27 protein-coding genes are annotated in these 23,488 nt (G+C 69.8%); 18 read left to right on the top strand and 9 right to left on the bottom strand.

The features are described 5' to 3' along the window. Positions 1 to 70: 70 nt before the first annotated feature. The 4 genes from ABTX24_RS13185 (at position 71) to ABTX24_RS13200 (ending at position 3,058) form a co-directional block, all read left to right on the top strand. On the top strand, positions 71 to 1,306 hold the full coding sequence (locus ABTX24_RS13185; RefSeq protein ID WP_350840148.1) for an alpha/beta fold hydrolase: 1,236 nt from the start codon (positions 71 to 73) through the stop codon (positions 1,304 to 1,306). 54 nt (positions 1,307 to 1,360) lie between these two features. Next, entirely contained in the window at positions 1,361 to 1,930 is a 570-nt protein-coding gene (locus tag ABTX24_RS13190) for a GNAT family N-acetyltransferase (protein ID WP_350840150.1), read from the top strand. Between the two features lie 86 nt (positions 1,931 to 2,016). Beyond that, on the top strand, positions 2,017 to 2,487 hold the full coding sequence (locus tag ABTX24_RS13195) for a hypothetical protein (RefSeq protein WP_350840152.1): 471 nt from the start codon (positions 2,017 to 2,019) through the stop codon (positions 2,485 to 2,487). Between the two features lie 25 nt (positions 2,488 to 2,512). Then, positions 2,513 to 3,058, top strand: a complete 546-nt coding sequence (locus ABTX24_RS13200) for a GrpB family protein (protein ID WP_350840154.1) — start codon at positions 2,513 to 2,515, stop codon at positions 3,056 to 3,058. Positions 3,059 to 3,126: 68 nt separating this feature from the next. Here ABTX24_RS13200 and ABTX24_RS13205 read toward each other — a convergent pair whose 3' ends face one another. Further along, positions 3,127 to 4,020, bottom strand: coding sequence for an aldo/keto reductase (locus ABTX24_RS13205; protein WP_350840156.1), 894 nt, complete (start codon positions 4,018 to 4,020; stop codon positions 3,127 to 3,129). Positions 4,021 to 4,044: 24 nt separating this feature from the next. Here ABTX24_RS13205 and ABTX24_RS13210 point away from each other — a divergent pair, with 24 nt between their 5' ends. After that, positions 4,045 to 4,218 carry a GrpB family protein gene (locus tag ABTX24_RS13210; protein WP_502890977.1) on the top strand — a complete coding sequence of 58 codons (174 nt, stop codon included), beginning with the start codon at positions 4,045 to 4,047 and terminating at the stop codon, positions 4,216 to 4,218. A 56-nt stretch (positions 4,219 to 4,274) separates the two neighbouring features. Here ABTX24_RS13210 and ABTX24_RS13215 read toward each other — a convergent pair whose 3' ends face one another. Further along, positions 4,275 to 4,607, bottom strand: coding sequence for a hypothetical protein (locus tag ABTX24_RS13215; protein ID WP_350840158.1), 333 nt, complete (start codon positions 4,605 to 4,607; stop codon positions 4,275 to 4,277). A 40-nt stretch (positions 4,608 to 4,647) separates the two neighbouring features. Continuing rightward, on the bottom strand, positions 4,648 to 5,511 hold the full coding sequence (locus ABTX24_RS13220) for an SCO6745 family protein (RefSeq protein WP_350840160.1): 864 nt from the start codon (positions 5,509 to 5,511) through the stop codon (positions 4,648 to 4,650). Between the two features lie 169 nt (positions 5,512 to 5,680). On the opposite strand from ABTX24_RS13220, the gene ABTX24_RS13225 reads away from it, so the two are divergent. The 5 genes from ABTX24_RS13225 (at position 5,681) to ABTX24_RS13245 (ending at position 11,453) form a co-directional block, all read left to right on the top strand. Next, positions 5,681 to 7,081: a glycine--tRNA ligase gene (locus ABTX24_RS13225; protein WP_160028318.1), complete on the top strand. Its 1,401-nt coding sequence runs from the start codon at positions 5,681 to 5,683 to the stop codon at positions 7,079 to 7,081. 142 nt (positions 7,082 to 7,223) lie between these two features. Next, positions 7,224 to 7,859 carry a hypothetical protein gene (locus ABTX24_RS13230; RefSeq protein ID WP_350840162.1) on the top strand — a complete coding sequence of 212 codons (636 nt, stop codon included), beginning with the start codon at positions 7,224 to 7,226 and terminating at the stop codon, positions 7,857 to 7,859. Between the two features lie 38 nt (positions 7,860 to 7,897). After that, positions 7,898 to 9,034, top strand: a complete 1,137-nt coding sequence (dusB, locus tag ABTX24_RS13235; RefSeq protein WP_350840164.1) for a tRNA dihydrouridine synthase DusB — start codon at positions 7,898 to 7,900, stop codon at positions 9,032 to 9,034. A gap of 417 nt (positions 9,035 to 9,451) precedes the next feature. Next, positions 9,452 to 10,174 carry a VldE C-terminal domain-containing protein gene (locus ABTX24_RS13240; RefSeq protein WP_350840166.1) on the top strand — a complete coding sequence of 241 codons (723 nt, stop codon included), beginning with the start codon at positions 9,452 to 9,454 and terminating at the stop codon, positions 10,172 to 10,174. A gap of 289 nt (positions 10,175 to 10,463) precedes the next feature. Beyond that, on the top strand, positions 10,464 to 11,453 hold the full coding sequence (locus tag ABTX24_RS13245; RefSeq protein WP_350840168.1) for a VldE C-terminal domain-containing protein: 990 nt from the start codon (positions 10,464 to 10,466) through the stop codon (positions 11,451 to 11,453). A gap of 48 nt (positions 11,454 to 11,501) precedes the next feature. Here ABTX24_RS13245 and ABTX24_RS13250 read toward each other — a convergent pair whose 3' ends face one another. The 3 genes from ABTX24_RS13250 to ABTX24_RS13260 all read right to left on the bottom strand — a co-directional run bounded on the left by ABTX24_RS13250 (position 11,502) and on the right by ABTX24_RS13260 (position 14,655). After that, complete coding sequence (locus ABTX24_RS13250; RefSeq protein WP_350840170.1) at positions 11,502 to 12,380, bottom strand: alpha/beta fold hydrolase; 879 nt, start codon at positions 12,378 to 12,380, stop codon at positions 11,502 to 11,504. A gap of 130 nt (positions 12,381 to 12,510) precedes the next feature. After that, positions 12,511 to 14,118 (bottom strand): LuxR C-terminal-related transcriptional regulator, encoded by a 1,608-nt coding sequence (locus tag ABTX24_RS13255; RefSeq protein WP_350840172.1) that lies wholly within the window; start codon positions 14,116 to 14,118, stop codon positions 12,511 to 12,513. A gap of 63 nt (positions 14,119 to 14,181) precedes the next feature. Then, positions 14,182 to 14,655: a cupin domain-containing protein gene (locus tag ABTX24_RS13260; protein ID WP_350840174.1), complete on the bottom strand. Its 474-nt coding sequence runs from the start codon at positions 14,653 to 14,655 to the stop codon at positions 14,182 to 14,184. A 79-nt stretch (positions 14,656 to 14,734) separates the two neighbouring features. Between ABTX24_RS13260 and ABTX24_RS29655 the strand changes: the two genes are divergently transcribed. Further along, positions 14,735 to 14,827 (top strand): VldE C-terminal domain-containing protein, encoded by a 93-nt coding sequence (locus ABTX24_RS29655; RefSeq protein WP_502890953.1) that lies wholly within the window; start codon positions 14,735 to 14,737, stop codon positions 14,825 to 14,827. A gap of 111 nt (positions 14,828 to 14,938) precedes the next feature. Here the strand turns inward: ABTX24_RS29655 and ABTX24_RS13265 are convergent, their stop codons facing one another. Together ABTX24_RS13265 and ABTX24_RS13270 are read right to left on the bottom strand one after the other, a co-directional pair. Then, positions 14,939 to 15,163, bottom strand: a complete 225-nt coding sequence (locus ABTX24_RS13265; RefSeq protein ID WP_160028332.1) for a hypothetical protein — start codon at positions 15,161 to 15,163, stop codon at positions 14,939 to 14,941. A 125-nt stretch (positions 15,164 to 15,288) separates the two neighbouring features. Next, positions 15,289 to 16,131, bottom strand: a complete 843-nt coding sequence (locus ABTX24_RS13270) for an SDR family oxidoreductase (RefSeq protein ID WP_350840176.1) — start codon at positions 16,129 to 16,131, stop codon at positions 15,289 to 15,291. A 92-nt stretch (positions 16,132 to 16,223) separates the two neighbouring features. On the opposite strand from ABTX24_RS13270, the gene ABTX24_RS13275 reads away from it, so the two are divergent. The 6 genes from ABTX24_RS13275 (at position 16,224) to ABTX24_RS13300 (ending at position 20,945) form a co-directional block, all read left to right on the top strand. Next, positions 16,224 to 16,685, top strand: a complete 462-nt coding sequence (locus tag ABTX24_RS13275) for an Rrf2 family transcriptional regulator (protein WP_350840178.1) — start codon at positions 16,224 to 16,226, stop codon at positions 16,683 to 16,685. Between the two features lie 135 nt (positions 16,686 to 16,820). Beyond that, positions 16,821 to 18,215, top strand: a complete 1,395-nt coding sequence (locus tag ABTX24_RS13280) for a CitMHS family transporter (protein ID WP_350840180.1) — start codon at positions 16,821 to 16,823, stop codon at positions 18,213 to 18,215. 17 nt (positions 18,216 to 18,232) lie between these two features. Continuing rightward, positions 18,233 to 19,477, top strand: coding sequence for a deoxyguanosinetriphosphate triphosphohydrolase (locus tag ABTX24_RS13285; protein ID WP_350840182.1), 1,245 nt, complete (start codon positions 18,233 to 18,235; stop codon positions 19,475 to 19,477). A 39-nt stretch (positions 19,478 to 19,516) separates the two neighbouring features. Further along, positions 19,517 to 19,834 carry an ArsR/SmtB family transcription factor gene (locus ABTX24_RS13290; protein WP_160028342.1) on the top strand — a complete coding sequence of 106 codons (318 nt, stop codon included), beginning with the start codon at positions 19,517 to 19,519 and terminating at the stop codon, positions 19,832 to 19,834. Next, positions 19,831 to 20,310, top strand: a complete 480-nt coding sequence (locus tag ABTX24_RS13295) for an SRPBCC family protein (protein WP_350840184.1) — start codon at positions 19,831 to 19,833, stop codon at positions 20,308 to 20,310. The genes ABTX24_RS13290 and ABTX24_RS13295 overlap by 4 nt, the downstream gene beginning before the upstream one ends. A gap of 5 nt (positions 20,311 to 20,315) precedes the next feature. Next, the gene (locus tag ABTX24_RS13300; protein ID WP_350840186.1) at positions 20,316 to 20,945 is read left to right on the top strand and encodes a maleylpyruvate isomerase family mycothiol-dependent enzyme; all 630 of its coding nucleotides are present in this window, start codon (positions 20,316 to 20,318) and stop codon (positions 20,943 to 20,945) included. A 7-nt stretch (positions 20,946 to 20,952) separates the two neighbouring features. Here ABTX24_RS13300 and ABTX24_RS13305 read toward each other — a convergent pair whose 3' ends face one another. Next, entirely contained in the window at positions 20,953 to 22,338 is a 1,386-nt protein-coding gene (locus ABTX24_RS13305) for a GntP family permease (RefSeq protein ID WP_160028346.1), read from the bottom strand. Between the two features lie 67 nt (positions 22,339 to 22,405). Between ABTX24_RS13305 and ABTX24_RS13310 the strand changes: the two genes are divergently transcribed. Next, positions 22,406 to 23,338, top strand: a complete 933-nt coding sequence (locus ABTX24_RS13310; protein WP_160028348.1) for a 2-hydroxyacid dehydrogenase — start codon at positions 22,406 to 22,408, stop codon at positions 23,336 to 23,338. Positions 23,339 to 23,488 lie beyond the last annotated feature (150 nt).

Raw genomic sequence — 23,488 nt, forward strand, 5'->3', positions numbered from 1 at the left:
GTGTTCAGGTTAGGTTCTGTCGGGCCGTACCGCAACGCCGCCGTCCATCTGACCGGCATAGGATCGGCTGGTGCACACCGAGACGATCCCCGGCCTGGTCCTGATCGAGCACGAGATCGAGGTGCCGCTGGATCATCGCGGCGGTGGGCCGGAGACGCTGACCGTCTTCGCCCGCGAGGTGCGCCGTCCGGACGATCGCGACGACCGCGACGCGCTGCTCTTCCTCCAGGGCGGCCCGGGCGGAGAGAGCCCGCGCCCGATCGACCTGCCGATGGTGCCGGGATGGCTCGAGCGGGCGCTGGAGGACTATCGGCTGATCCTCCTCGACCAGCGGGGGACCGGACGGTCGACACCGCTCACCGCGATGACCGGGATGAGCCCGCAGGAGCAGGCCGACTACCTCGCCCACTTCCGCGCCGACTCGATCGTCGAGGACGCCGAGCTCCTCCGCCTGTCCCTGGGGATCGAGCGCTGGTCGCTCCTGGGCCAGTCCTTCGGCGGCTTCTGCTCGCTGCGCTACCTCTCGACCCACCCCGAGTCGCTGCGTGAGGTGATGTTCACCGGGGGAGTGCCGCCGGTCGGGCTACCGGTCGACGAGATCTACGCCGCGACGTTCGCTCGCACGATCGAGCTCAGCGAGCGCCACTACGCCAGGTTTCCCCGGGACCGCGACCGGATGCGGGCGCTGATCGAGCGCTGCGACGCCGGTGAGATCCGGCTCCCGCACGGCGGCCTGCTCTCCGCCCGCCAGGCACGCTCCATCGGCAACCGCCTCGGCATGACCGGCGGCTCCGAGCAGATCCACTACCTCCTCGAGCGCGACCCGGCCGGACTCGGCTTCGGTCACGAGGTCGCGTCGCTGCTGCCCTTCAGCGGCCACTCGCCGCTCTACGTACTCGTCCACGAGGCCTGCTACGCCGATGGCCAGGCGACCCGCTGGGCCTCCTCGCGCGTGCAGCCCGCGGCGTACCAGGACCCGACCCTCTTCACCGCCGAGCACCTCTTCCCGTGGCACCTGACCGAGGATCCGCTGCTGGCTCCCTTCGCCGAGACGGCGGACCTGCTGGCCGAGCGCGAGTGGCCGAGCCTCTACGACCCCAGCGTGCTCGCCGCCGTCGACGTCCCGTGCGCCGCCGCGGTCTACTACGACGACCCGTACGTCCTGCGCGAGCACTCCCTCGCCACCGCCGAGCTGGTCCCCACCCTCCGCCCGTGGATCACCAACGCCCACCTTCACAACGGCGTCCAGGTCGCCCCCGAGGAGGTCCTGGACCGCCTCATCGGGATGGTCCGTGGGCAGGTCTGACCGCGCTGGCGAAACCTGTTGGCCGCGGTGATGCAGCCGTGAAACGGTTCGGCCATGGAGATCCGAGCTGCCCTTCCCGACGACCAGGCCACGATCGAGGCCGTTGCCGCAGGCGCCTTCGAGGAGGAGACCGACGGGCGGATCGTGCGGCTGTTGCGTGCCTTGGCCGACTCCGGTGCGCTGCGAGCGAGCCTGGTCGCGGTCGCTGGTGGCGAGATCGTGGGCCATCTCGCACTGTCACGCTCGTGGGTGGACGCGCGCGAGCGGCTCGTCGACGTGCTCGTGCTGAGTCCGCTCTCGGTGCGCCCGGACCGCCAGCGGGCCGGGATCGGCACGGCGCTGGTCGCAGCGGCGCTCGCGGAGGCGGAGCGCCTCGAGGCTCCGGCGGTCTTTCTCGAGGGAGGCTGGGACTACTACGGCTCCCGCGGCTTCTCGGCCGCGACGCCGCTCGGTTTCACCGCCCCTTCGTCCCGCATTCCGCAGCAGGCGTTCCAGGTGAGCCGGCTCCCGGCGTACGAGCCTTGGATGACCGGTGCGTTCGTCTACTGTGAGGCGTTCTGGGCGCACGACGCCGTCGGTCTTCGCGACCCGCTCCTCGCCCAGGTCGAGGCGCACGTCGGCTGACCGCGGATCGATTGACAATGGCTCTGTTCGTCAACGAAGGGTCAACGTCTGCGGCGGCGCGCGGGGGTGCCGGGCATCATGAGCGCATGAGTATGCCCGTGACCGCCGTTCGCATCGCCTCCTTCGTCGTCACCATGGTGCTCGTCGGACTCGCCTACCCGGTGCTCGCAGGGTTGGTCTACCTCGGCCTTCTGTTCGCATCAGCGACCGGCGGCCACGGGATGGGCGGACCGCTCGCGGGCTCGGTGCTCGTACTTCTCGGGGCTGCCGTCGGAGCGCTCTGCGTGGCCATCGCGGCCCCTGCGGCGCTCGCTGCCCGTGTGGTCGGTGGGCTCAAGGGATTCCTCGCCGGCTCCGCGATCCTCGTGCTCCTCACCGCCGGAGCCACCTGGCTGGCCTGGCTGCTCTTCGACCTGTCCGGAAGCCCGGTGGTCACCTCCGCGGTTCTGGTCGGCGCCGCGACCCCCGCGGCGCTCGTCCTCGCGCTCTCCGACGCCGTCGCCGGGTTCGTCACCGGCCCGCGTCGGCGGCTTCGGCCTTTCGCCGCCGAAGCCTGAGCCGACCTGCCAGACTCTGGTGCCTGTGAGCATCGAGGTAGTGGCGTACGACCCTTCGTGGCAGGACCGGTTCGAGAAGGTCGCCGCGGCACTGAGCGGCGCGCTGGCCGACGGCCCGCCGGCGAGCATCGAGCATGTCGGCTCGACCTCGGTCCCGGGGCTGGCCGCGAAGCCCATCCTCGACATCGATGTGATCGTCGCGCCGGAGGACGTCCCCGCTGCGGTCGCTGCGCTCGTACGCATCGGCTACGTCCACCGCGGCGACCTCGGCGTCGCCGGCCGCGAGGCGTTCTTCGCCCCCGATGATGACCCGAGACGCCACGTCTACGTCTGCGCCGCGGGGACGCTCAACGTACGCAATCATCTCGCCGTCCGCGACGTCCTGCGCCGCCGCGACGACCTTCGCGACGAGTACGCAGCCGTGAAGCTGGCGCTGGCCGCCGACCCCGACATGGACATCGACACCTACATCGCCCGCAAGTCCGACGTCCTGCAGAAGGTCCTCGCCGCCGCCGACCTGACCGACGCCGAGCGCCGCCGGATCCTCTCCCTCAACGACCCCAGCCGCTGATGCTTCCGGCGCGGCTGCCGGCGGCCGGGTCGGCGGTGAGCAGGCCGCGGGCCCGAGCACCGCTGCGGTCAGGCGGTCGGTGACCACGCCGCCGTCAGTCGCCGCAGCTCCTCGGGACCGAGGACGATCTCCCGGGCAGCCACGTTCGCACGAACGTGGCTCGCGCGTGTGGTCCCGGGCAACGGCACCACCTCGAGGCCGTGCACGGGCCCACGGCTGTGGACCCACGCGATCGCGAGCTGACCTGCCGACACCCCGTGCGCTGCGGCGATCTCGCGGAGGACCCCCTGCCTCTCGTCGGCCGGGGCAGCGTCGCCCGCGGCACCGTGCAGCACACCGTGCGAGGTAGGCGAGTGGGCCACGAGCGCGACGCCCAGCTCGGCCGCGAGCGGCACGAGGTCACGTTCGACCGTGCGCTCGGCCAACGACCAGTGCTCCTGGAGCGCCGCCACCGGGTGGACGGCATGGGCGCGTCGGAGATCCTCGGCGGTGACGTTGGAGAGCCCGATCGCGCCGACCTTTCCCTGCCGGACGAGGTCCGCCATCGCTCCGACCGTCTCCTCGATGGGGACCGTCTCGCTGCGATGGTGCAGGTAGTAGAGGTCGATCCGGTCGGTCCGGAGCCGTCGAAGGCTGGCCTCGCAGGAGCGCCGAACCTGCCCGGCGTCCGCTCGCACCTCGAAGCCGTCGGGAGGGCCATCGGGACGGCCGTCGGTCCGTACGACTCCGAACTTGCTGGCCAGCACCACCTCGTCGCGCCGGGCGGCAATCGTACGGCCGACCAGCTCCTCGTTGCCGTACAGCTCAGCCGTGTCGATCATCGCGACCCCTTCGTCCAGCGCCGTGTTGACGACACGGAACGGGTCCCGGTCCGGGTCGCCGGACTCGGTGTCGCGCAGGCGCATCGCACCGAACCCCTGTCGGCCGAGCTGGAGAGGGGAGGTGGTCGCGGGCTGGCTCATGCCGAGATCCTAGAAGCCGGTGCGATGACCGTCGCGCCGAACGGGCGACCCCGGCGCCACGTGTACGTGTGCGCGGCCGGCACCATGAACGTACGCAACCACCTGGCCGTCCGCGACATCCTGCGCCGGCGCGACGACCTCCGAGACGAGTACGCCGGGCGCCGCCAGATCCTCTCCCTCAACGACCCGAGCCGCTGATGTCTGTGAAGACCGCCGAGACGATCGCGCCCCACCTGCTGCCGACACCGTCTGCGTCAGAGGCGAAGGGCGTGGGCAGCCATGCGGAAGGCGACTGCGGCGGCCTCGGGGTCGTGCAGCGATTCGTCGGCCAGGGCGAGCTCGGCGTGGGCGCGGACGCTGTCGGCGGGGTAGGTAGCCAGCAGGTCGGTGCACAGGCCGGCGACCACGCTGCCGGAGTCGTGGTCGTCGAGCTCGTCGAGGACGTTTCCGAGGTCGAGCAACATCGCGGCCTCCTCGAAGATCTCGCGCAGGGTCTCCTCATCGACGTCGACCTCGGGGCGTTGAGCGGCGACAGCGGCCAGCTCGAGGATCGGTGCGAGCCGGGGATCGAGGTCTTTCATGGCCATGGGTCCCAGCATGACCCCCTGAATTCGGAGCGGCAACGGGTTAGATGTCGTCGAGGTTCAGGCCCATCGGCGACTGGCCGGGGATCTCACCGGAGGCGACGACGGCCTTGGTCAGTGGCCGCAGCAGCGCGACGAGCTCGTCGATCTCGGCAGGCTCCAGGGTCGCGTACGCCGTGGCGGCAAGCTCATCGGTCGTCGACTCGATCCCGGCCTTGGTCTCCCGGCCTGCCTCGGTGAGGGACTGGCCGTCGTCGGTGACGAGCCCGCGGGACTGCAGTCCGGAGACGAGGGCGTCCCACTCGGTCTCGTGGATGTTGCGGGAGGTGGCGTAGACCGACGGGGAGGTGCCGTTGGCCAGGGCATGGAAGACGTGCGACTCGCGGCCGCCGATCCCGTTAGCCAGCAGGGTTGCGACGTGACCGTCGCCGCGGTGTTCCCGCAGCAGCGTCGCCGAATCCCACAGGAGGGTCAGCGGGTCCTCGGCGACGGGGAGCGAGCGCAGCGCGGCGTACAGGGGTCGGCCTTCCAACGGAGCGCCCAGAGCGGCTCGCGAGGCGAGCGAGGCAGCCCGGGCCAGGTCGTCGGAATCGGTGAGCGGGCCGAGCTGACGCTGGAGCGCGGCGACGGCCCCGGAGCGGCGGGCATCGTGCGCGGCCTCGGGCGGAGCGTACGTCCAGGCGTCGGGAAGCGCCCGGGAGACGTGTGAGAAGGCGAAGTTGTAGAAGACGGCATGGACGACCTCGGCCGGAACGGCGCCCAGCGGAGCGGACCGAGCGGCGAAGTAGCCCATCCAGTAGCCGCGGTAGCCGGCCTCCTTGAGCTGGGCGATCGGCTCGGGTGAGAAGTAGCCCACCGCATGGATCGGCTCGAGCAGCTTCCACAGACGACGCGCGTTCGACTCCATGTCCAGCGACGCTATCGGCAGATGCCCGACCGGCCGAGCGAATTGGCCCCGCGGGCGGCGTACATAACAAGATGACACCACGGATAGGATTTCCCTGTCGCTGTAGACATCCCCCTCAACACCGGGCCCGGCAGCCGGCCGGGCTCACCTCGAGCAGAGAGCATTCATCGTGGCAAAGCCGCCAGCATCGACCCTTGACCTCGTCGTCTCCCTCGCCAAGCGGCGCGGATTCGTCTTCCCCAGCGGCGAGATCTACGGCGGCACCCGGAGTGCCTGGGACTACGGCCCCCTCGGTGTCGAGCTCAAGGAGAACATCAAGCGCCAGTGGTGGAAGGCGATGGTCCAGCAGCGCGACGACGTCGTCGGCCTCGACTCGAGCATCATCCTGCCGCGCCAGACCTGGGTCGCCTCCGGCCATGTCGAGACCTTCAACGACCCGCTGGTCGAGTGCCAGTCGTGCCACAAGCGCTACCGCTTCGACCACCTCCAGGAGGAGTACGCGGAGAAGAAGGGCATCGACGACCCCGACACCGTGGACATCAACGAGGTCGTCGCCTGCCCGAACTGCGGCACCCGTGGCGCCTGGACCGAGCCGCGCGAGTTCTCCGGCATGCTCAAGACCCACCTCGGTGTCCTCGAGGACGAGTCGGGCCTCCACTACCTGCGTCCCGAGACCGCACAGGGCATCTTCGTCAACTTCGCCAACGTGGTCACCTCGACCCGCCAGAAGCCCCCGTTCGGCATCGCCCAGACCGGCAAGAGCTTCCGCAACGAGATCACGCCGGGCAACTTCATCTTCCGCACCCGCGAGTTCGAGCAGATGGAGATGGAGTTCTTCGTCAAGCCGGGCGAGGACGAGGAGTGGCACCAGTACTGGATCGACGAGCGCACCCGGTGGTACACCGGCCTCGGCATCAACCCCGACAACCTGCGCCACTACGAGCACGCCAAGGAGAAGCTGAGCCACTACTCCAAGCGCACCGTCGACATCGAGTACCGCTTCAACTTCCCCGGTAGCGAGTGGGGTGAGCTCGAGGGCATCGCCAACCGCACCGACTTCGACCTCGGCACCCACATGAAGCACTCGGGCCAGGACCTGCAGTACTTCGACCAGGCCAACAACGAGCGCTACCTGCCGTACGTCATCGAGCCCGCGGCCGGTCTGACCCGTGCCCTGATGACCTTCCTCGTCGACTCGTACGCCGAGGAGGAGGCCCCCAACGCCAAGGGCGGTGTCGACAAGCGGGTCGTGCTCCGTCTCGACCACCGGATCGCGCCGGTCAAGATCGCCGTGCTCCCGCTGTCCCGCAACGAGGCGCTCTCGCCGAAGGCGAAGGCGCTCTCGGCCGAGCTGCGTGCCAACTGGGCCGTCGACTTCGACGACTCCCAGTCGATCGGCAAGCGCTACCGCCGCCAGGACGAGATCGGTACGCCGTACTGCGTCACGGTCGACTTCGACACCCTCGAGGACAACGCGGTCACCATCCGCGAGCGCGACACCATGAAGCAGGAGCGCATCCCGCTCGAGGGCGTGAGCCGCTACTTCGCCGAGCGTCTGATCGGCGCCTGAGCACGTAGCTCGCCGCCGGGCCGTTACCACCTCGTAAACCTTGCAGGGGGCGTCCTGCCGCACGATCTCGAAAGGCGTGCGGCAGGATATCCCTATGCAACGAGCGGGGTCCGTACTCGCCGCATCCCTCACAGGTGCGGCCATGGCGATGTCAGTGATGGGGTGCAGCGGCACCGCGCCGAGGACGAACGCGCCCAAGCCGTCCGAGAGTGCCTCCGCCTCGGCCTCCGCCTCGCCTTCGGCGTCGGCATCGCCCTCCGCCGGGGCGCTCACCGAGCCCGGTGCCGACCGCAGGCTCGGTGAGACCGCGACGGTCGAGTGGGCGCCCAAGGAGGGTGTCGACGGCAAGCTCTCGATCACCGTCACCAAGCTCGAGTCGACCTCCTACAAGCAGACCTTCTCCGGTTGGAAGCTCGACGAGGCGACGCTGGCCCGCGCTCCTTACTTCGTCCGCGCCACCATCAAGAACGACGGCGATACCGACCTCGGTGGCTACGACGTACCGCTGTGGGGTCTGGACGACGAGGGCAACCTGGTCGAGGCGGCCGCGTTCAAGGAGCCGTTCAAGCCGTGCGACGGCAAGACCCTCCCCAAGCCGTTCGCGGCCGGCGACAGCGTCAACGCCTGCCTGGTCATGCTCGTCCCCGACCAGGGCAAGCTCGTCGGCGTGAGCTTCCGGCCCTACGAGGAGTTCGACCCGATCACCTGGGAGAGCGAGCCGACGCCGTACGTGGCGCCGAAGCCCTCCGGCTCCCCGTCCGCCTCCCCGACTCCTTAGATTTCGTACGCTTCGAGGTTGGCCGGACAATAGAGGCCATGTCCCTCCCTGGCCCTCTGAAGTTCGGCAGCCTGACCGTCGACACCCCTGTGGTGCTCGCGCCGATGGCCGGTGTCACCAACGCCGCCTTCCGGCGGCTGTGCGCCGAGCAGGGCGCCGGTCTCTACGTGTGCGAGATGATCACCTCCCGCGGCCTGGTGGAGGGTGACCAGCACACCAAGGACATGCTCGTCTTCGACGAGGCCGAGACCGTACGCAGCGTGCAGCTCTACGGCACCGACCCGGTCTACGTCGGCAAGGCGACCGAGATCCTCTGTGCCGACTACGGGGTAGCGCACGTCGACCTCAACTTCGGCTGCCCGGTGCCCAAGGTGACCCGCAAGGGTGGCGGGGGAGCCCTGCCCTACAAGCGCGGCCTGCTCGGCGAGATCCTGGAGCACGCCGTGCGCGCGGCGGAGCCCTACGGCGTACCGGTGACGATGAAGACCCGCAAGGGCATCGACGACGCCCACCTGACCTACATGGATGCCGGCCGGATCGCCCAAGAGAGCGGTGCCGCCGCGATCGCGCTGCACGGACGTACGGTCGCCCAGGCCTACTCCGGCACCGCCGACTGGGACGCCATTGCCGAGCTCAAGGCCTCGGTCGACATCCCGGTGCTCGGCAACGGCGACATCTGGGAGGCGGCCGACGCGATCCGGATGGTCGAGGAGACCGGCGTCGACGGTGTCGTCATCGGCCGCGGCTGCCTCGGACGTCCCTGGTTCTTCCGCGACCTGGCGGCCGCTTTCGCCGGTGAGACGGTCAACGTACTGCCGAATCTCGGCGAAGTGACCGACATCATGCGGCGCCATGCCGAGCTGCTCTGCGAGCACATGGGCGAGGAGCGCGGCTGCAAGGAGATCCGCAAGCACATCGCGTGGTACCTGAAGGGCTTCGGTGCCGGGGGCGAGCTGCGCCGCACCCTTGGCCTGGTGAACAGCCTCGCCGACCTCGACGAGATGCTCGCCAAGCTCGACCGGAACGAGCCTTTCCCCTCGTCACAGCTGGGTACGCCGCGTGGGCGGCAGGGTGCGCCGCGGGACAAGGTGGTCCTTCCGGAGGGGTGGCTCGACGACGCCGACGGGCGCGGCTGCGGCTTCGCCGAGAACGTGTCGGAGACCTCCGGCGGCTGAGGTTCCGGGTCCCGTTCGGACGGGTCTCGAGGCGCGTTTCGAGCCTTCGGAATCAGTCGCTCGACAGGTACAAAACTACGCAAAAACTCGGTAAGGGAATTGGAATACCCCCTGTCGTGTGTGTTGTACTCATTGCCGTGCCGAGCCCCCACCAGCACAACCCTCGACGGGTTTCTTCCGTTGAAACCGTGGGAATCTCGGGCACAGACCATGTAGTCGAGCAAAGGATTGCGAGTGGCCGGCAGCCACAGAGGCGACACTCGGGCCGTCCGTAAGACCAAATCCATAGTTGTCAGCGCAGGGGTCGCGGTTCTCGCGACAGGTGCCGCAGTCGGCGCCGGAGCCGCCTTCGCGGAGCCAACCTCCTCCCTGATCGCGAAGAACGCAGGCGCTTCCCTCTCCTCGTCTCAGGCCAACGTGCCGAGCACCCGTGACGACGCGCGCGTCGCCGGCGACCGTCGTGAGACCGTCGTCAGCCGTGACGGAGGCGACCGCGAGTCGGTCTCCTCGGTCGAGACTCTGACCAAGGGTCCCGAGCAGGTCGAGACCGGCACCGCCAAGGCGGTCAAGCGCTGGACCGACGAGACGCTCAACCTCTGGTCCGCCTACGGCAAGCACGCCACCCAGTCCGGTGAGATCGAGGCCGGCGAGCTGGTCTACGCGACCGGCCGCACCGAGTCCGGCCGCGACGAGATCCTCGTCGACGGCGAGGTCGCCTGGGTGACCAGCGGTCACCTCAGCGACGAGAAGCCCGAGACGACAGGCGTCGCAGCCGGCGTCAGCACCGCCGCGTGCGGGGACCCCTCGGTCGAGAGCGGCCTGGTCTCCGACGCGGTCACCGTCTACCGCGCGGTCTGCAACGCCTTCCCGGAGGTCGCCTCGATGACCGTCGGCGGCTGGGACGACCATGGTGAGCACTCCTCGGGCAAGGCGCTCGACTTCATGCTCTCCGACAAGGCGCTCGGCGACTCGATCGCCGCCTACCTGCAGCAGCACGCAGCGGAGCTCAACCTCTACGACATCATCTGGTATCAGCGGATCTGGACGCCGGTGCGTGCCTCGGAGGGGTGGCGCTACATGGAGGACCGCGGGTCCGCCACCGCCAACCACTACGACCACGTGCACGTCTCGACGAACTGACACGACTAGTCTCGACGACAGGTCGGCCCGGGCTCTCGAAGCTCGGGCCGACCTGCGTTTTCGCTCCGTCGGAAGATCAACAACTTCGCAAAAGTCTCCGACCCGTCGTGGGATACCCCCACAGGTGTGTGCTTGACTCAGGCGCTGTGCCCGGGCTCACGACCCAGCTTCAGCGGAAGTGGCGAAGGGTGATCTCGGGCGATACCCCCACATTGTCGAGCGAAGGATTGCAACAGTGGCCACCAGCCACAGAGGCGATTATCGAGCTGTCCGTAGAACCAAGAACGCCGTGGCGACCGCAGGGATCGTGACGTTCGCGACCAGCGGTGCGATGGCCGCCGGGGCGGCCGCGGCGAACCCCGGCGTCGTGATCTCCGAGGTGGAGGAGAAGTCCGGACTCCGGCTGCCGTCGCTGGCCGATCGGCGCATCGAGGCCGAGGCCATGGTGAAGGTGAAGGTTCCGGCGCTGCCCACGACCCGGGAGGACACCCGGATGTCGAACGACCGCCGCGAGGTCACCGGCCGGGAGACGACGGTCAGCCGCAGCGGTGAGCGTGGGGGAGAGGCGGCGACCAATGCGCTGAGCGAGGTCGCCACGATCGAGTCGCTGATCGAGCGGCCGACGTCGGTCAGCGGTGGAGCCCAGAAGGCGGTGCTGCGCTACGTACAGGACGACGTCACCGTCTACGCCTCCTACGGGAAGCGCGCCAAGGAGCTCGGCGAGCTGAAGCTCGGGCGCGCGGTCTACTACACCGGCCGCGACGAGGGTGGCCGGCAGGAGATCGTGCTGGAGGGCAACCCGGTGTGGATCCCCGAGGGCAACCTCGGCAAGACCAAGCCCGAACCCCCGCCCGAGCCCACTCCGACGCCGACCCCCACGCCCTCCCCGACGCCGTCGGAGGACGCCCCGGCAGGACTCGACTTCTCGGCCTGCGGCGACTCCTCGGTCGAGGACGGTCTCGTCCCCGACGCGGTCGACCTCTACCGCGCCGTCTGCAACGCCTTCCCCGCGGTCGCCTCGGGCACCACCTACGGCTACGACCCGCACGGCGAGCACATCAACGGCAAGGCGCTCGACTTCATGACCGACGACAAGGAGCTCGGCGACGCCATCGCCGCCTTCGTCCAGGAGCACGCCGCGGCGCTGAACATCTACGACATCATCTGGTACCAGCGCATCTGGACCCCGGTCCGAGCCGACGAGGGCTGGCGCCCGATGGAGGACCGCGGCGACCCGACCGCCAACCACTACGACCACGTGCACATAGCCGTCAACTGAATCGCCGAGTCGGCCCGTCCTGACCGAGTACGCCGCCGAGTCGGCGCGTCATGACGCGCCGACTCGGCGGTGGTTTTGGTCAGTTCGAGCCGACTCGGCGGGCAAGGCCTCGAAGAAGGTGATCAGCTCATCGGCGACCGACTGCGGCGCGAGCACCGGCGCGAAGTGTCCGGCCCCTGGCAGTTCCCAGACCTGAGAGCCGGCGACGTGCTGGGCGATGAACTCCGCCACTGCGGTGAAGAACGACCGCAGTCGGGTCTTCTGACCCGTCAGAACCAGCAGCGGCACCGTGACCCGAGCGAGCGCCTCGGGGTCGGTGGACCGTGGCCCCTCGTACGACCCGTCCTGCTGCACGAATCTGAGCATCGCCGGCACCCGCAAGGCCCACACGTCGTCGAAGGTCGTCTGCGTCAGCGCGGCGGTCTCTTCCTCGGTGCAGATCCACGAGGTGAAGACGCGTACCGCATCGACGAGCCCGCCGTCGGCGGCCGCTGCGCCGACATGGTGCATCGTGCCCAAGGTCTTCGCGAGGTCGTCCTCAGACATGAGCGGGATCAGCGTCGGCTCGTACACCGCCACGGCAGCGACAGCGTCACTGCGCGCGGCCGCGCCCAGGACCCACGCCCCGCTGCCCGACCAGCCGACGAGGTGGACCGGCTCGCCGATGCTGTCGACGAACGCCGTGACGTCGTCCTCGAGGCGCGGCGGCGAGTGGTCCGGGTCATCCGACGACAGGCCCCGCCCGCGGGTGCTCGGCAGATAGCAGGTGAACCGGTCGGTGAGGTGGGGCAGCATGGCGTCCCACGCGGTCTCGCCGTCGCCGATGCCGCCGTGGACCAGGACCAGTGCCGGCCCGTCTCCCAAGACGCGTCCCGCGATCGTGACGCCGTCGGCGGACACCGCTCGGTGAATTCTCGTGTCGGTCATGGTGATCGCTCCTGATCGAGGCGCCGCCGTTCGGCGCGTCTACGGGGATCTTCGGACGCGCGGCGGGTGGCCGACATCGGTGTCATCGGCCAACCTGTCGGTGCCGACTACGCGGTTCTGCGTAGTCGGCTCACCGGGTGACGGTCAGCCCGTGGTCGATGGCGTAGCGGGCGGCCTGGGTCCGGGAGGTGACCCTGATCTTGTGGAAGATGTTCGTCAGGTGCCGGGCGACCGTACGGTCGCTGATGAAGAGCGTCTCGCCGATCTCCCGGTTGGAGCGGCCGTCTGCCACCAGTGCCAGCACCTCGCACTCGCGTCGGCTCAGTCCGTCGGGAAGCGTCGGTGCTGGCCGGTGCGCCCCCAGCCGTACGTAGGTCGCTTCCGCTTGCGCGGCCTCTGCCGCCGCGGACAGCTCGTCGCCGAGTGATCGGTAGGCCTCGGCGAGGAGGGCACAGGTGCCTGCGGCTTCGTACGCCGCGCCCAGCTCCTGCCAGCGTCGGCAGGCGTCGCGCAGCACCGGGAGGGCCGCCTGGGCGTTGCCCTCGGCAAGGAGCACCGCACCACGTGCAGCGGTCGCCATCGCCTCCAGCCCAGAGGTGGCGTACGTCGTCGCGGTCTCCACGAGCTCGGCTGCAGCCGCCCTCGCATCATCGAGTCGCCCTGCGGCGAGCTCGATCTCCACGGCGGCGGCGCAGAGCGGTGCCCGTCGCAATGGATCGTCGCCGACCGCGGTTACGGCGGTGCGTACCGTTGTCGCGGCTCCGGTGGTATCGCCTCCGGAGAGCTGCAGGAGCGCTCGACCCGGCTGCGGGTCCCGACCACGTGCGTGCGCCTCGCCGTAGGCCTGAGCGGCGGTCGGGTCTCCTCGCAGCCGGCGGGTCTCACCGACGAGGTACCAGGCTTCCGCGACGTAGTCGACCCGCATCGTAACGTCCGTCAGGACCTTCGACGCGGACATCTCGGCGTCTTTCCAGCTGCCGTGGAGGAGGTGGAGCTGCGCCCGGTGGACCGCACACAGTCCACCGAAGACCCCCATGCCGGCGAGCGTCGACAACCAGTGCTCGGTCAGGTCGGTCCAGCGGGTCATCCGGTGGAGGTCGCCGACCTCGTGACAAGCGGCGATGGTGTGGCAGTAGAGCGATCCCGCCATGAACGGCGCGAGGTCGCTGCCCGGAGCGGTGATCATGGCCTCGTCGAGCAACGCCATCCCGTCGACCACCTGGCCGGCCCGGATCAACGCGCGTCCCTCGCAGTTGAGGCCCAGCAGCATCAACCACGGTTCGGCGATGCGCCTGCCGAGGTCCTGCATCCGGCGGGCCGCGTCGACCGCGGCCGTCGGCCGCCCAGCCTGCAGGCTCGGCTCGACCTCGGTCACCTGGAGCAGCAGGCCCTGTGCGGGGCACTCGGGGAGCTCTTGGCCCAGACGCCCGGCGCGGCGGATCCAGCCCGTGCCCACAGGAACGTCGCCCCGTCCCAGGTGGAAGAGTCCGAGACGTACGGCCGTCCACGCGGCCTCACCGTGCCGGGAGGCGTCCATGAACGCCTCGAACGCCGCGGCCTCCAGCCGCAGGTTGTCCTCGGCCCGGCCCAGCCACCACAGCGAATCCGCGTAGGCGGCGAGGTCGTCGGCGGTGAGCTGCTCGCGCTCGGCAACATCGAACCGTGCCGCGGCAGTGACCCAGTCGTGGTCCCCGTGCGCCTGCCGCGCCAGCGTCACAATGTCTGCAGCCTCGTTCACCCGCCGTCTCCTTCGAACAGCAGAATATCGATCTGAGAGGGCACGCCCCGTCCGTTCGTGGGGTCAAATAGGGTCGGAGACCTTCAGCGGTGGACCCACGAAGTCGAGCCAGTTGGCCCGTCCCAGCGAAGCCAGGGCGTCCGGATCGACCGGGTCGGAGAGCAACATCTCGGCGCCCTGTTCGAAGAACCGTTCCAGCCCCGACGGCGTGGTGACGACCAGCAACCGACCGGGGGTCTCGCCGATGTTCTGGAAGCAGTGCGGTACACCGCGTGGCCCGAAGGCCATGCCGCCGGTCGATGCCTGCAACATCGCATCACCCGCCTTGAATCGGAACTCTCCCTCGAGGACGTACCAGAGCTCGTCCTCACGGAGATGGGTGTGCGGCGCCGGTCCCTGCTTCGGGCCCATCACGAACTCGAGCACCGTCATCGAGCCGCTGGTTCTTCCGGTGTCCGCCTTGACCGTGACCTGGTCACCCGTGGGCGTCGTCATGGCCCGGCCGTCGCCGGCCCGCACCGCAAACGGCCGAGTCATGCCGCTCTCCTTCGCCGCCTCGGGGAGTCCGTGGCGCTTGTCTCCATGCTAGACCTCCCGGGCCGTGATGATGCGGTCCGTGATCCGGGCCGACGAGGGCTGGCGCCCGATGGAGGACCGCGGCGACCCGACCGCCAACCACTACGACCACGTGCACATAGCCGTCAACTGAGTCGCCGAGTCGGCTCGTCCTGACCGAGTACGCCGCCGAGTCGGCGCGTCGTGACGCGCCGACTCGGCGGTGGTTTTGGTCAGGACGAGCCGACTCGGCGGGGCTTGTGGCTCAGAGGACCGCGCCCCGTGGCGCTACCTCCACCGTGGAGACCCCTCGTGCGTACAACAGCAGCAGTCGCTCGCCGTGCTTGCAGCGGATGACGCCGGTGTCGCTCGACAGCACGGCGGCGAGGTGGTCGATCGTCTCGGCCTCGCTCGCCGTCTCTGCGTCGTCGTAGATGACGTCCAGGCTGTCACCGCCGATGAGTCGTACGCGAAGGACGATGCCGGCCATGGTCACAGCCTGATCTCTCGCGACGTCGACATGATGTCCGCCTCTCGACCGGCACAAGAGGTGTCCGAATGGAGCCTCATCCCCGGTCAGTCACCCCAAATCTACGCCGAGTCGCCAAGGCGAGATCAGATCAGCGCGCTCAGCGGGGTCGGCTTGCGGCCGCCGACCTGCTCGACGACGTCGGTGACGGTGGCGAGCTTGCCGAGGCGGGTCGCGGTGCCGAACGAGGTGAGCAGCGGGGCGATGAAGTCGGGGAGCCCGGCGGAGACCAGGCCGGCGGTGTAGGCCTCGTCGTCGACCTGGACGACCTCGACCGGCTTGCCGGACTTCTCGGTGGCGAGCTCGGCCAGGTCGGCCGCGGTGTAGGCGTGCGGGCCGGTGACGTCGTACGCCTTGCCCTCATGTCCCTCGCCCGTCAGGACCCCGGCGGCGACAGCCGCGCAGTCGGCCCGGGTGACGTAGGCCGCGCCGCCGTCGCCAGTGTTGGTGACCAGCTGTCCGGCCGCGGCGGCCTGGGCGACGGAGTCGACCTGCATGTCGGCGTAGAGGTTGTTGCGGAGCATGGTCCAGGCCAGGCCGCTCTCGCGCAGCGCCTCCTCGGTGGCGGCGTGGTCGGCGACGACGCCGGCCGGGTTGTCCGCGGTCGGCCCGGAGACCGAGGTGTAGGCCATGTGGCGCACGCCCGCCTTGACGGCCGCGTCGATCGCGGCGAGGTGGCCCTCGACACGGGCGCCGACGGCGTCGGTGGAGATCAGCAGTACGCGCTCGACGCCGGCGAAGGCCTCGACCAGCTCGTCGGGCTTGCTGAAGTCGGCGGCACGGACGTCGGCACCGCGCTCGGCGTAGTCGGCGAGCTTCGCGGGGTCGCGGGTGAGGAGCACGAGCTCAGCGGGGTCGACGGTGGTGAGGAGCTGGTCGGCGACGAGGCGGCCGAGCTGGCCGGAGGCGCCGGTGATGGCGATGGTCATGGGAGTCCTATCGGTTGTGCCGTAACTGTAATCACGGCGATGACGGTTTCATAAATGTAGTCATACCGATGGCAATAAGGCAAGATGGGGGTATGGCCGCCCCGACGAACACCCGTTTCGCGGTGGCCGTCCATGTCCTGACGTACCTCGCCTCGTGCGCTGCCGCCGGCCGCACGACCCCCGTCAGCTCCGACGAGCTCGCCGGCAGCACCGCGGTCAACCCGGTCCATGTGCGCAAGGTGCTCGGTCCGCTGCGTACGGCCGGTCTGGTTCGGTCCCGGCCCGGCGCTCACGGGGGATGGGAGCTGGCGATCGACCCGAAGACGGTGAACCTGGCCCAGGTGTGGCAGGTGCTGCAGGGCGACGACCAGGTCCTCGGGATCCATGGCCCCAACCCCGCCTGCGCGGTGGGCGCCAACATCCAGGGTGTCCTCGTCGACCTCGACCGCCGGGTCGCCCGCGCCGTCCTCGACGAGCTCTCGGGAATCACGCTCGACGACGTGATGTCGACGGCCGGGTTCAACGCGGAGGACTTCGCGATCCTGCTGCCCTGAGGGCCGTCTCGCGCTTGACCGCAACGACCACAACGTCCGTTACGACGGCAACGTTGACCTGTGGTGCGCGTCACCCGCAGTCTCGGGTGTCACCACGTGACGGTCAGCACACGGCGTACAGAACCAGGATCGGCAATGCTCGTAGCACTCGGCTTCATGATGGTCGCCCTCTTCATGTTCCTGATCATGTCCAGACGGGCGACCCCGGTCGTCGGCCTCATCGCGGTGCCGGTGGCGTTCGGCATCGCCGCGGGCGCCGGACTGGGCATCGGCGACATGATCGTCGACGCGGTTAAGGAGCTCGCACCGACCGCCGCGATGCTGTTCTTCGCGATCATCTTCTTCGGGATCATGATCGACGTCGGTCTGTTCGACCCGCTGGTCAAGCTGATCCTGCGGATGGTCGGCTACGACCCGATGCGTCTGGTCGTCGGGACCGCTGTCCTCGCGATGGTCGTGTCGCTCGACGGCGACGGGTCGACCACGTTCATCATCGTGACCTCCGCGCTGCTCCCGCTCTACCTGAAGCTCGGGGTGAGCCCGGTCGTGCTCACCGTCGTGGCCGGCCTCGCCAACGGCGCGATGAACATCCTCCCGTGGGGTGGTCCGACGGCCCGCGCCGCTGCCTCGCTCGGTGTCTCCCCGTCCGACGTGTTCGTGCCGATGATCCCGTCGATGATCGCGGGTCTGGCCGTCGTGCTGGTCTTCGCCGTGCACCTGGGATACCTCGAGCGCCGCCGGATCGGCTCGCTGGAGCTGACCGAGATGACCCGGACGACCGAGGAGCGGGTGCTGGTCGGTGCCGGTGCCCCCGCCCCGGCCTCGGCGGGTGCAGGAAGCGGCTCGGGCGACGACGCGGAGGACGACGACGCCGACTGGTTCGCGGACGGGCTCGACCCGAACCGCTCGACGCTGCGACCGGGGCTGTTCTGGTTCAACGCGCTCCTGACCGCCGCGCTGCTGGTCGTCCTGGTGATCGACGTCCTGCCGATCCTGGTGCTCTTCATGGTCGCCGCCGCGATCGCGCTGGTCGTGAACTTCCCGCAGGTCAAGGAGCAGCAGGAGGCGATCACCCGGCACGCCCCGAGCATCGTGTCCGTGGTGGCGATGGTGTTCGCCGCGGCCGTGCTGACCGGAGTGTTCCAGGGGACCGGCATGGTCGAGGCGATGGCGCGCTGGCTGATCGACATCATCCCGCCCGCGCTGGGCCCGCACATGGCGGTGATCGCCGGCGTACTCAGCCTGCCGTTCACCTTCTTCATGAGCAACGACGCCTTCTACTTCGGCGTCCTCCCGGTGCTCTCCGAGGCGGCCTCGACCTACGGCATCGCTCCGGAGGAGATGGCGCGCGCCTCGATCACCGGTCAGACCTTCCACATGCAGAGCCCGCTCGTGCCCGCCATCCTGCTGCTGGTGACCTTGGCGCGGGTGCCTCTCGCCGATCACCACAAGAAGGTACTGTGGCGCGCGGCTGCGGTGTCGCTCACGATGCTGGCCATCGGGGTGCTGACCACGGCGATCCCGCTGTAGCCGATAGCCTCCTGGATGTGGAGCTATATGGGGCCGCCGACCGCGAGCGGATCGTCGCCGAGCCGCCCAAGCGGGTGGTTGCGCCGGAGCGTACGCAGTTCGAGCGCGACCGCGCCCGCGTGGTGCACGCCGCCTCGACCAGGCGGCTTGCCGCGAAGACGCAGGTCGTGGGACCGCAGGCCGACGATTTCGTACGCAACCGGCTGACCCATTCGCTCGAGGTCGCCCAGGTCGCGCGGGATCTGTCGCGTGCCCTGAACGGGCCGGACTCGCCGCAGCCCGACATAGCCGAGACCGCGGCCCTCGCCCACGATCTCGGGCACCCACCGTTCGGGCACAACGGCGAGAACGTGCTCGCCGAGCAGGCGAAGGGCATCGGTGGGTTCGAGGGCAACGCGCAGACGCTGCGCATCCTGACCCGGCTGGAGGCGAAGACCTTCGACGCCGACGGGCGCTCGGTCGGGCTGAACCTGACCCGGGCGACGCTGGACGCCTGCACGAAGTATCCGTGGGGCTTCGGTGAGCGCAAGGGGTCCAAGTTCGGGGTCTACGAGGACGACCTGCCGGTCTTCACCTGGCTGCGCGCGGCTGGTGCCGGCCAGCGACAGTGCGTCGAGGCGCAGATCATGGACCTCTCCGACGACGTCGCCTACTCCGTCCACGACGTCGAGGACGGCATCGTCGCCGGCAAGATCGACCTCGCCCGCCTCGACCTCGACGGGGTCGCCGCTACCGTGGCCGACTGGTACGTCCCGGGCTTCGACCGCACTCTCGCGGTCTCGACCATCGCCGACCTGAGTGCCGCCGGCTGCTGGATCCCCGAGGGTGCCGCGTACGACGCCTCTCGCCGGTCCCGGGCCATGCTCAAGAACCTGACCTCCGACGTCATCGGCCGGTTCTGTGGGGCGGTGCGGGAGGCGACGTACGCCGCCGGCGGCGGTCCCTACGTCCGCTACGGCGCCGACCTGGTGGTGCCGGAGCAGACCCGCCTGGAGATCGCGCTGCTGAAGGGGATCGCGGCGCACTACGTGATGCGCACCGACGAGCGGGCCGTGAAGATGGACCGCCAGCGCAACCTGCTCGGCGAGCTCCTCGAGCACCTCGTCGCCACCGGACCGGACGACCTCGACCGGCAGTTCGCCGACGACTGGCACGACGCGGCCGACGACGCCGCACGGCTTCGCGTCGTGATCGACCAGGTCGCCTCGCTCACCGACATCACCGCGCTGTCCTGGCACGAACGGCTCTGCCGGCGCGCGTGACCATTGCGGTCACGACATTTAAGCGTTACCTTAAATGTCGTGACCGATGCCTGGTACGCCGTCTCCGACTCCACCCGCCGCCAGATCCTGGCTCGCGTGGCCGCCGGGCCGTGCTCGGTGGGAGAGCTCACCGATGCCCTGCCGGTGAGCATGGCCGCGGTGTCCCAGCACCTCAAGATCCTGCGCGAGGCCGGGCTGGTGTCGATGACGCCGGCCGGCCGTCGCCGGATCTATCAGGCCCGGATCGAGGGCCTGGCCGAGCTGCGCGCCGAGCTGGATACCTACTGGACCCAGGCGTTGCATTCGTTCAAGCAGGTGGCTGAGGACAGCTACCGGGAGCAGAAGGAGCAGTCATGAGCACCACCCGCGAGAAGACCTCCGTGGACCTGGAGATCACCGTCGACGTCCCGGTCGAGCACGCCTTCAAGGTGTTCACCGAGGACTTCGACCGGATCAAGCCGCGCGAGCACAACATGCTCCCCGTCGAGATCGCCGAGACGGTGCTGGAGCCCCGTGTCGGCGGTCGCGTCTACGACCGCGGCGTCGACGGCAGCACCTGCCAGTGGGCGCGCGTCCTCGCCGTCGAACCGCCCCACCGGCTGGTGATCTCCTGGGACATCACCCCCGACTTCCAGCTCGAGCCGGACCCGTCGCGCTGCAGCGAGGTCGAGTTCACCTTCACCGCGGTGGGAGCCGAACAGACCCACGTACGTCTCGAGCACCGCCACCTCGACCGGCACGGCGCCGGATGGCAGGGCTGGCGCGACCGGGCCGCCGGTTCGGACGCCTGGGGGATCTATCTGGAGCGCTTCCGGGCTCTCGCGCAGGCGTGATCGGGGTGGACCGCACCGCGCTCGCGACGGCCGAGCGGAAGGATCTCGCCGACTTCCTCGAGACGCTCGAGCCGGAGCACTGGGAGCGGCCCTCGCTGTGCAGCGAGTGGACGGTGCGCGACGTCGTCGCGCACCTGATCAGCTACGAGGAGATCGGGCTGGGCGAGTTCGCCGGGCGCTTCCTGCGTGCCGGGTTCCGGTTCGGCCGGATGAACGCCCGCCGGCTCGAGGAGTTCGGTGCCCGGGCTCCGGCCGAGCTGGTCGTCTACGTGCGGGCGCATGCTCGACCGTCCGGGCCGACGGCGATGGCCGATGCCAGGATCGGGCTGACCGACGGTCTCATCCACCACCAAGACATCCGCCGGGCGCTCGGACGGCCGCGCGAGGTGCCGGCCGAGCGGCTCGAGCCGGTGCTCGACTTCGCGCTGATGGCGCCGCCGCTCCCGGCCAGGCGCAACGTACGCGGCCTGCGTCTGGTGGCCACCGACCTCGCCTGGTCCCACGGGAGCGGCGAGGAGGTCACCGGGCCGGGGGAGGCGCTGCTGATGGCGGTCTGCGGACGGGCCGTCGCCCTGCCCGAGCTCGCCGGCCCGGGGCTGGCGACGCTCGAGAGCAGGGTGCGGCGTACGGGCTGAGCCCGAGCTAGGGAACGACGATCCAGAGCGCCGAGGCGATCACGAAGACCGAGAGGCCGAGGGTGGTCTCCAGGACCGTCCAGGTCTTGAGGGTGGTGATGACGTCCATCCCGAAGAAGCGGCTGACCAGCCAGAACCCGGAGTCGTTGACGTGGGAGAGGACGGTCGCGCCGGCCGCGATGGCGAAGACGAGCAGGGCGATGTCGAAGTTGCCCAGTCCTGCGGCAGCGACCTGGGCGGAGATCAGGCCGGCGGTGGTGGTCAGTGCGACGGTCGCGGAGCCCTGGGCGACCCGGAGCAGGGTCGCGATCAGGAATGCCTGCACGATGAGCGAAAGCCCGAGACCGGAGAGCGAGGTCGACAGCGCCTCCCCGATACCGCTGATGCGGAGCACGCCGCCGAACATCCCGCCCGCGCCGGTGATCAGGATGATCGCGCAGATCGGGCCGAGCGCCTGGTCGAGGATGTCGCTCGCCCGGCCGATGGGGAACCGGCCGGGGGAGAGCACGAAGATCGCGACGAGCACGGTGATCAGCAGCGCGATCGGGGTCTGGCCGATGAGGATCAGTGCGCTGGCCCAGGTGGCGTCTTCGCTGACCGACCCGGCGGCGATCAGCGTGCTGACGACCGTGTTGAGGCCGATCAGGACCAGGGGCAGAGCCAGGAGGAGTACGACGGTGGCGAACGGCGGGGGAGTCGCGTCGCTCTTCGCCGCGTCCGCATCGCCGGTCGCGAACACGTCGGGCGGCTCCGGGTTGTAGCGGGCGCCGAGCCTGGTGCCGACGAGGTAGGCGCCGGGGAACCAGGCCAGGACGGCGACCGGCACGCCGAGCAGCAGGGTGAGCCCGATGTCGCCTCCCAGTTCCGTGGCCGCGGCGACCGGGCCCGGGTGTGGCGGCACGACCGCGTGCATCGCCGCGAAGGCACCGGCGGTGGGCAGGGCGTAGACGAGGATCGAGCCGCCGAAGCGCCGTGCGACCGCGAAGATGATCGGCAGGAAGACGACCAGGCCGGCGTCGAAGAAGATCGGGAACCCGAAGATCAGCGCGGCGACGCCGAGCGCGAACGGGGCCCGCTTCTCGCCGAACACGCCGATGAGCGTGTCGGCGAGCACCTGCGCACCACCGGTCACCTCGAGCAGCCGTCCGAGCATCACGCCGAACGCCACCAGCAGCGCGACCGAGCCGAGCGTGGCGCTGAAGCCTGCCAGCATCGCCGCCGGCACGTCGGCGACCGGGATCCCGGCCACGACCGCGGTCACCGCGCTGACCAGCACCAGCGAGATGAAGGCGTGCAGCTTGACCTTGGCGATCAGGACGAGGAGTACGGCGACCGCCACGGCGGCGATCAGGAGCATCACCCAGGTGGGGTGGGCGGGGGCCAGCGGATCCATGGCGGTCACCCTAGCGACGGAGTGTGACTGAGATCACCCCTCCCGGGGTATGGGAGAGTCTTCCGGTGTGAGCGATCCCCTCGTCTGGCTGCCGTTCGACCCGTCCGAGCTGGGCAAGGTGCCCGCAGGCCTCCGCTTCGAGCTCTTCGACCACACCCGCTTCACCGGTGGCGAGGTGGAGGTGCCGGACTCGGTCGGTGAGGTGGCCTTCTACCTGCCGCCCTACATGCTCGGCTCGCGCATCTTCGACGTCGTCAGCCAGATGACCTCGCTCCAGGTGGTGCAGCTGCTCACCGCGGGGGTCGATGCCGCCCGCGGCCACATCCCCGAGGGCGTGACCCTCTGCAACGGTCGCGGCATCCACGACACCTCGACCGCCGAGCTCGCCGTCACGCTGATCCTGTCGTCGCTGCGGGGCATCCCCGGCCACGTACGCCACCAGGACGAGCACGCCTGGCGGCCGGGCTGGTTCCCGTCGCTGGCCGACAAGCGGGTCCTGATCGTCGGGTACGGCGCGATCGGCCGCGCCATCGAGGCGCGGCTGCTTCCGTTCGAGACCGAGGTGGTCGGGGTCGCGAGGACCGCGAGGGATGGCGTGCACGGCTTCGACGAGCTCGACACGCTCGTACCCGAGGCCGACGTGATCGTGCTGGCCACGCCGCTCACCGACGAGACCCGCGGCCTCGTCGACCGCAAGTTCCTGGGGCGGATGAAGGACGGCGCGCTGCTGGTCAACGTCGCCCGTGGTGGTGTCGTCGCCACCTCCGACCTGGTCGCTGAGCTCGCCACGGAGCGGATCCACGCGGCGATCGACGTCGCCGAGACCGAGCCGCTCCCGGCGGAGAGCCCGCTGTGGAGCTCGCCCAACCTGCTCATCACCCCGCACGTCGGTGGTGCGTCGAGCGCGATGTGGCCGCGCGCCTACCGGGTCGTACGCGAGCAGCTCGAGCGGTTCGCCGCCGGTGAGCCGCTCGCGAACGTGATGTCAGGGGCCTACTGATCCGTTGACGTCGGGGTAGTCCGGTAGCGAACTGCCTATTACTCGTCAGTATTTGGGCAGTTCGCTACCGCCCGGGCGCCAGTGACCGCCAGGCGACGGCTCCCGACGCCGAGGGCGCGGAGTCGGCGGGACCCGGCGGGGTACCGGTCC

It is taken from the genome of Nocardioides sp. NPDC127514 (assembly GCF_040302125.1).
In the GTDB taxonomy this organism is placed as follows: domain Bacteria; phylum Actinomycetota; class Actinomycetes; order Propionibacteriales; family Nocardioidaceae; genus Nocardioides.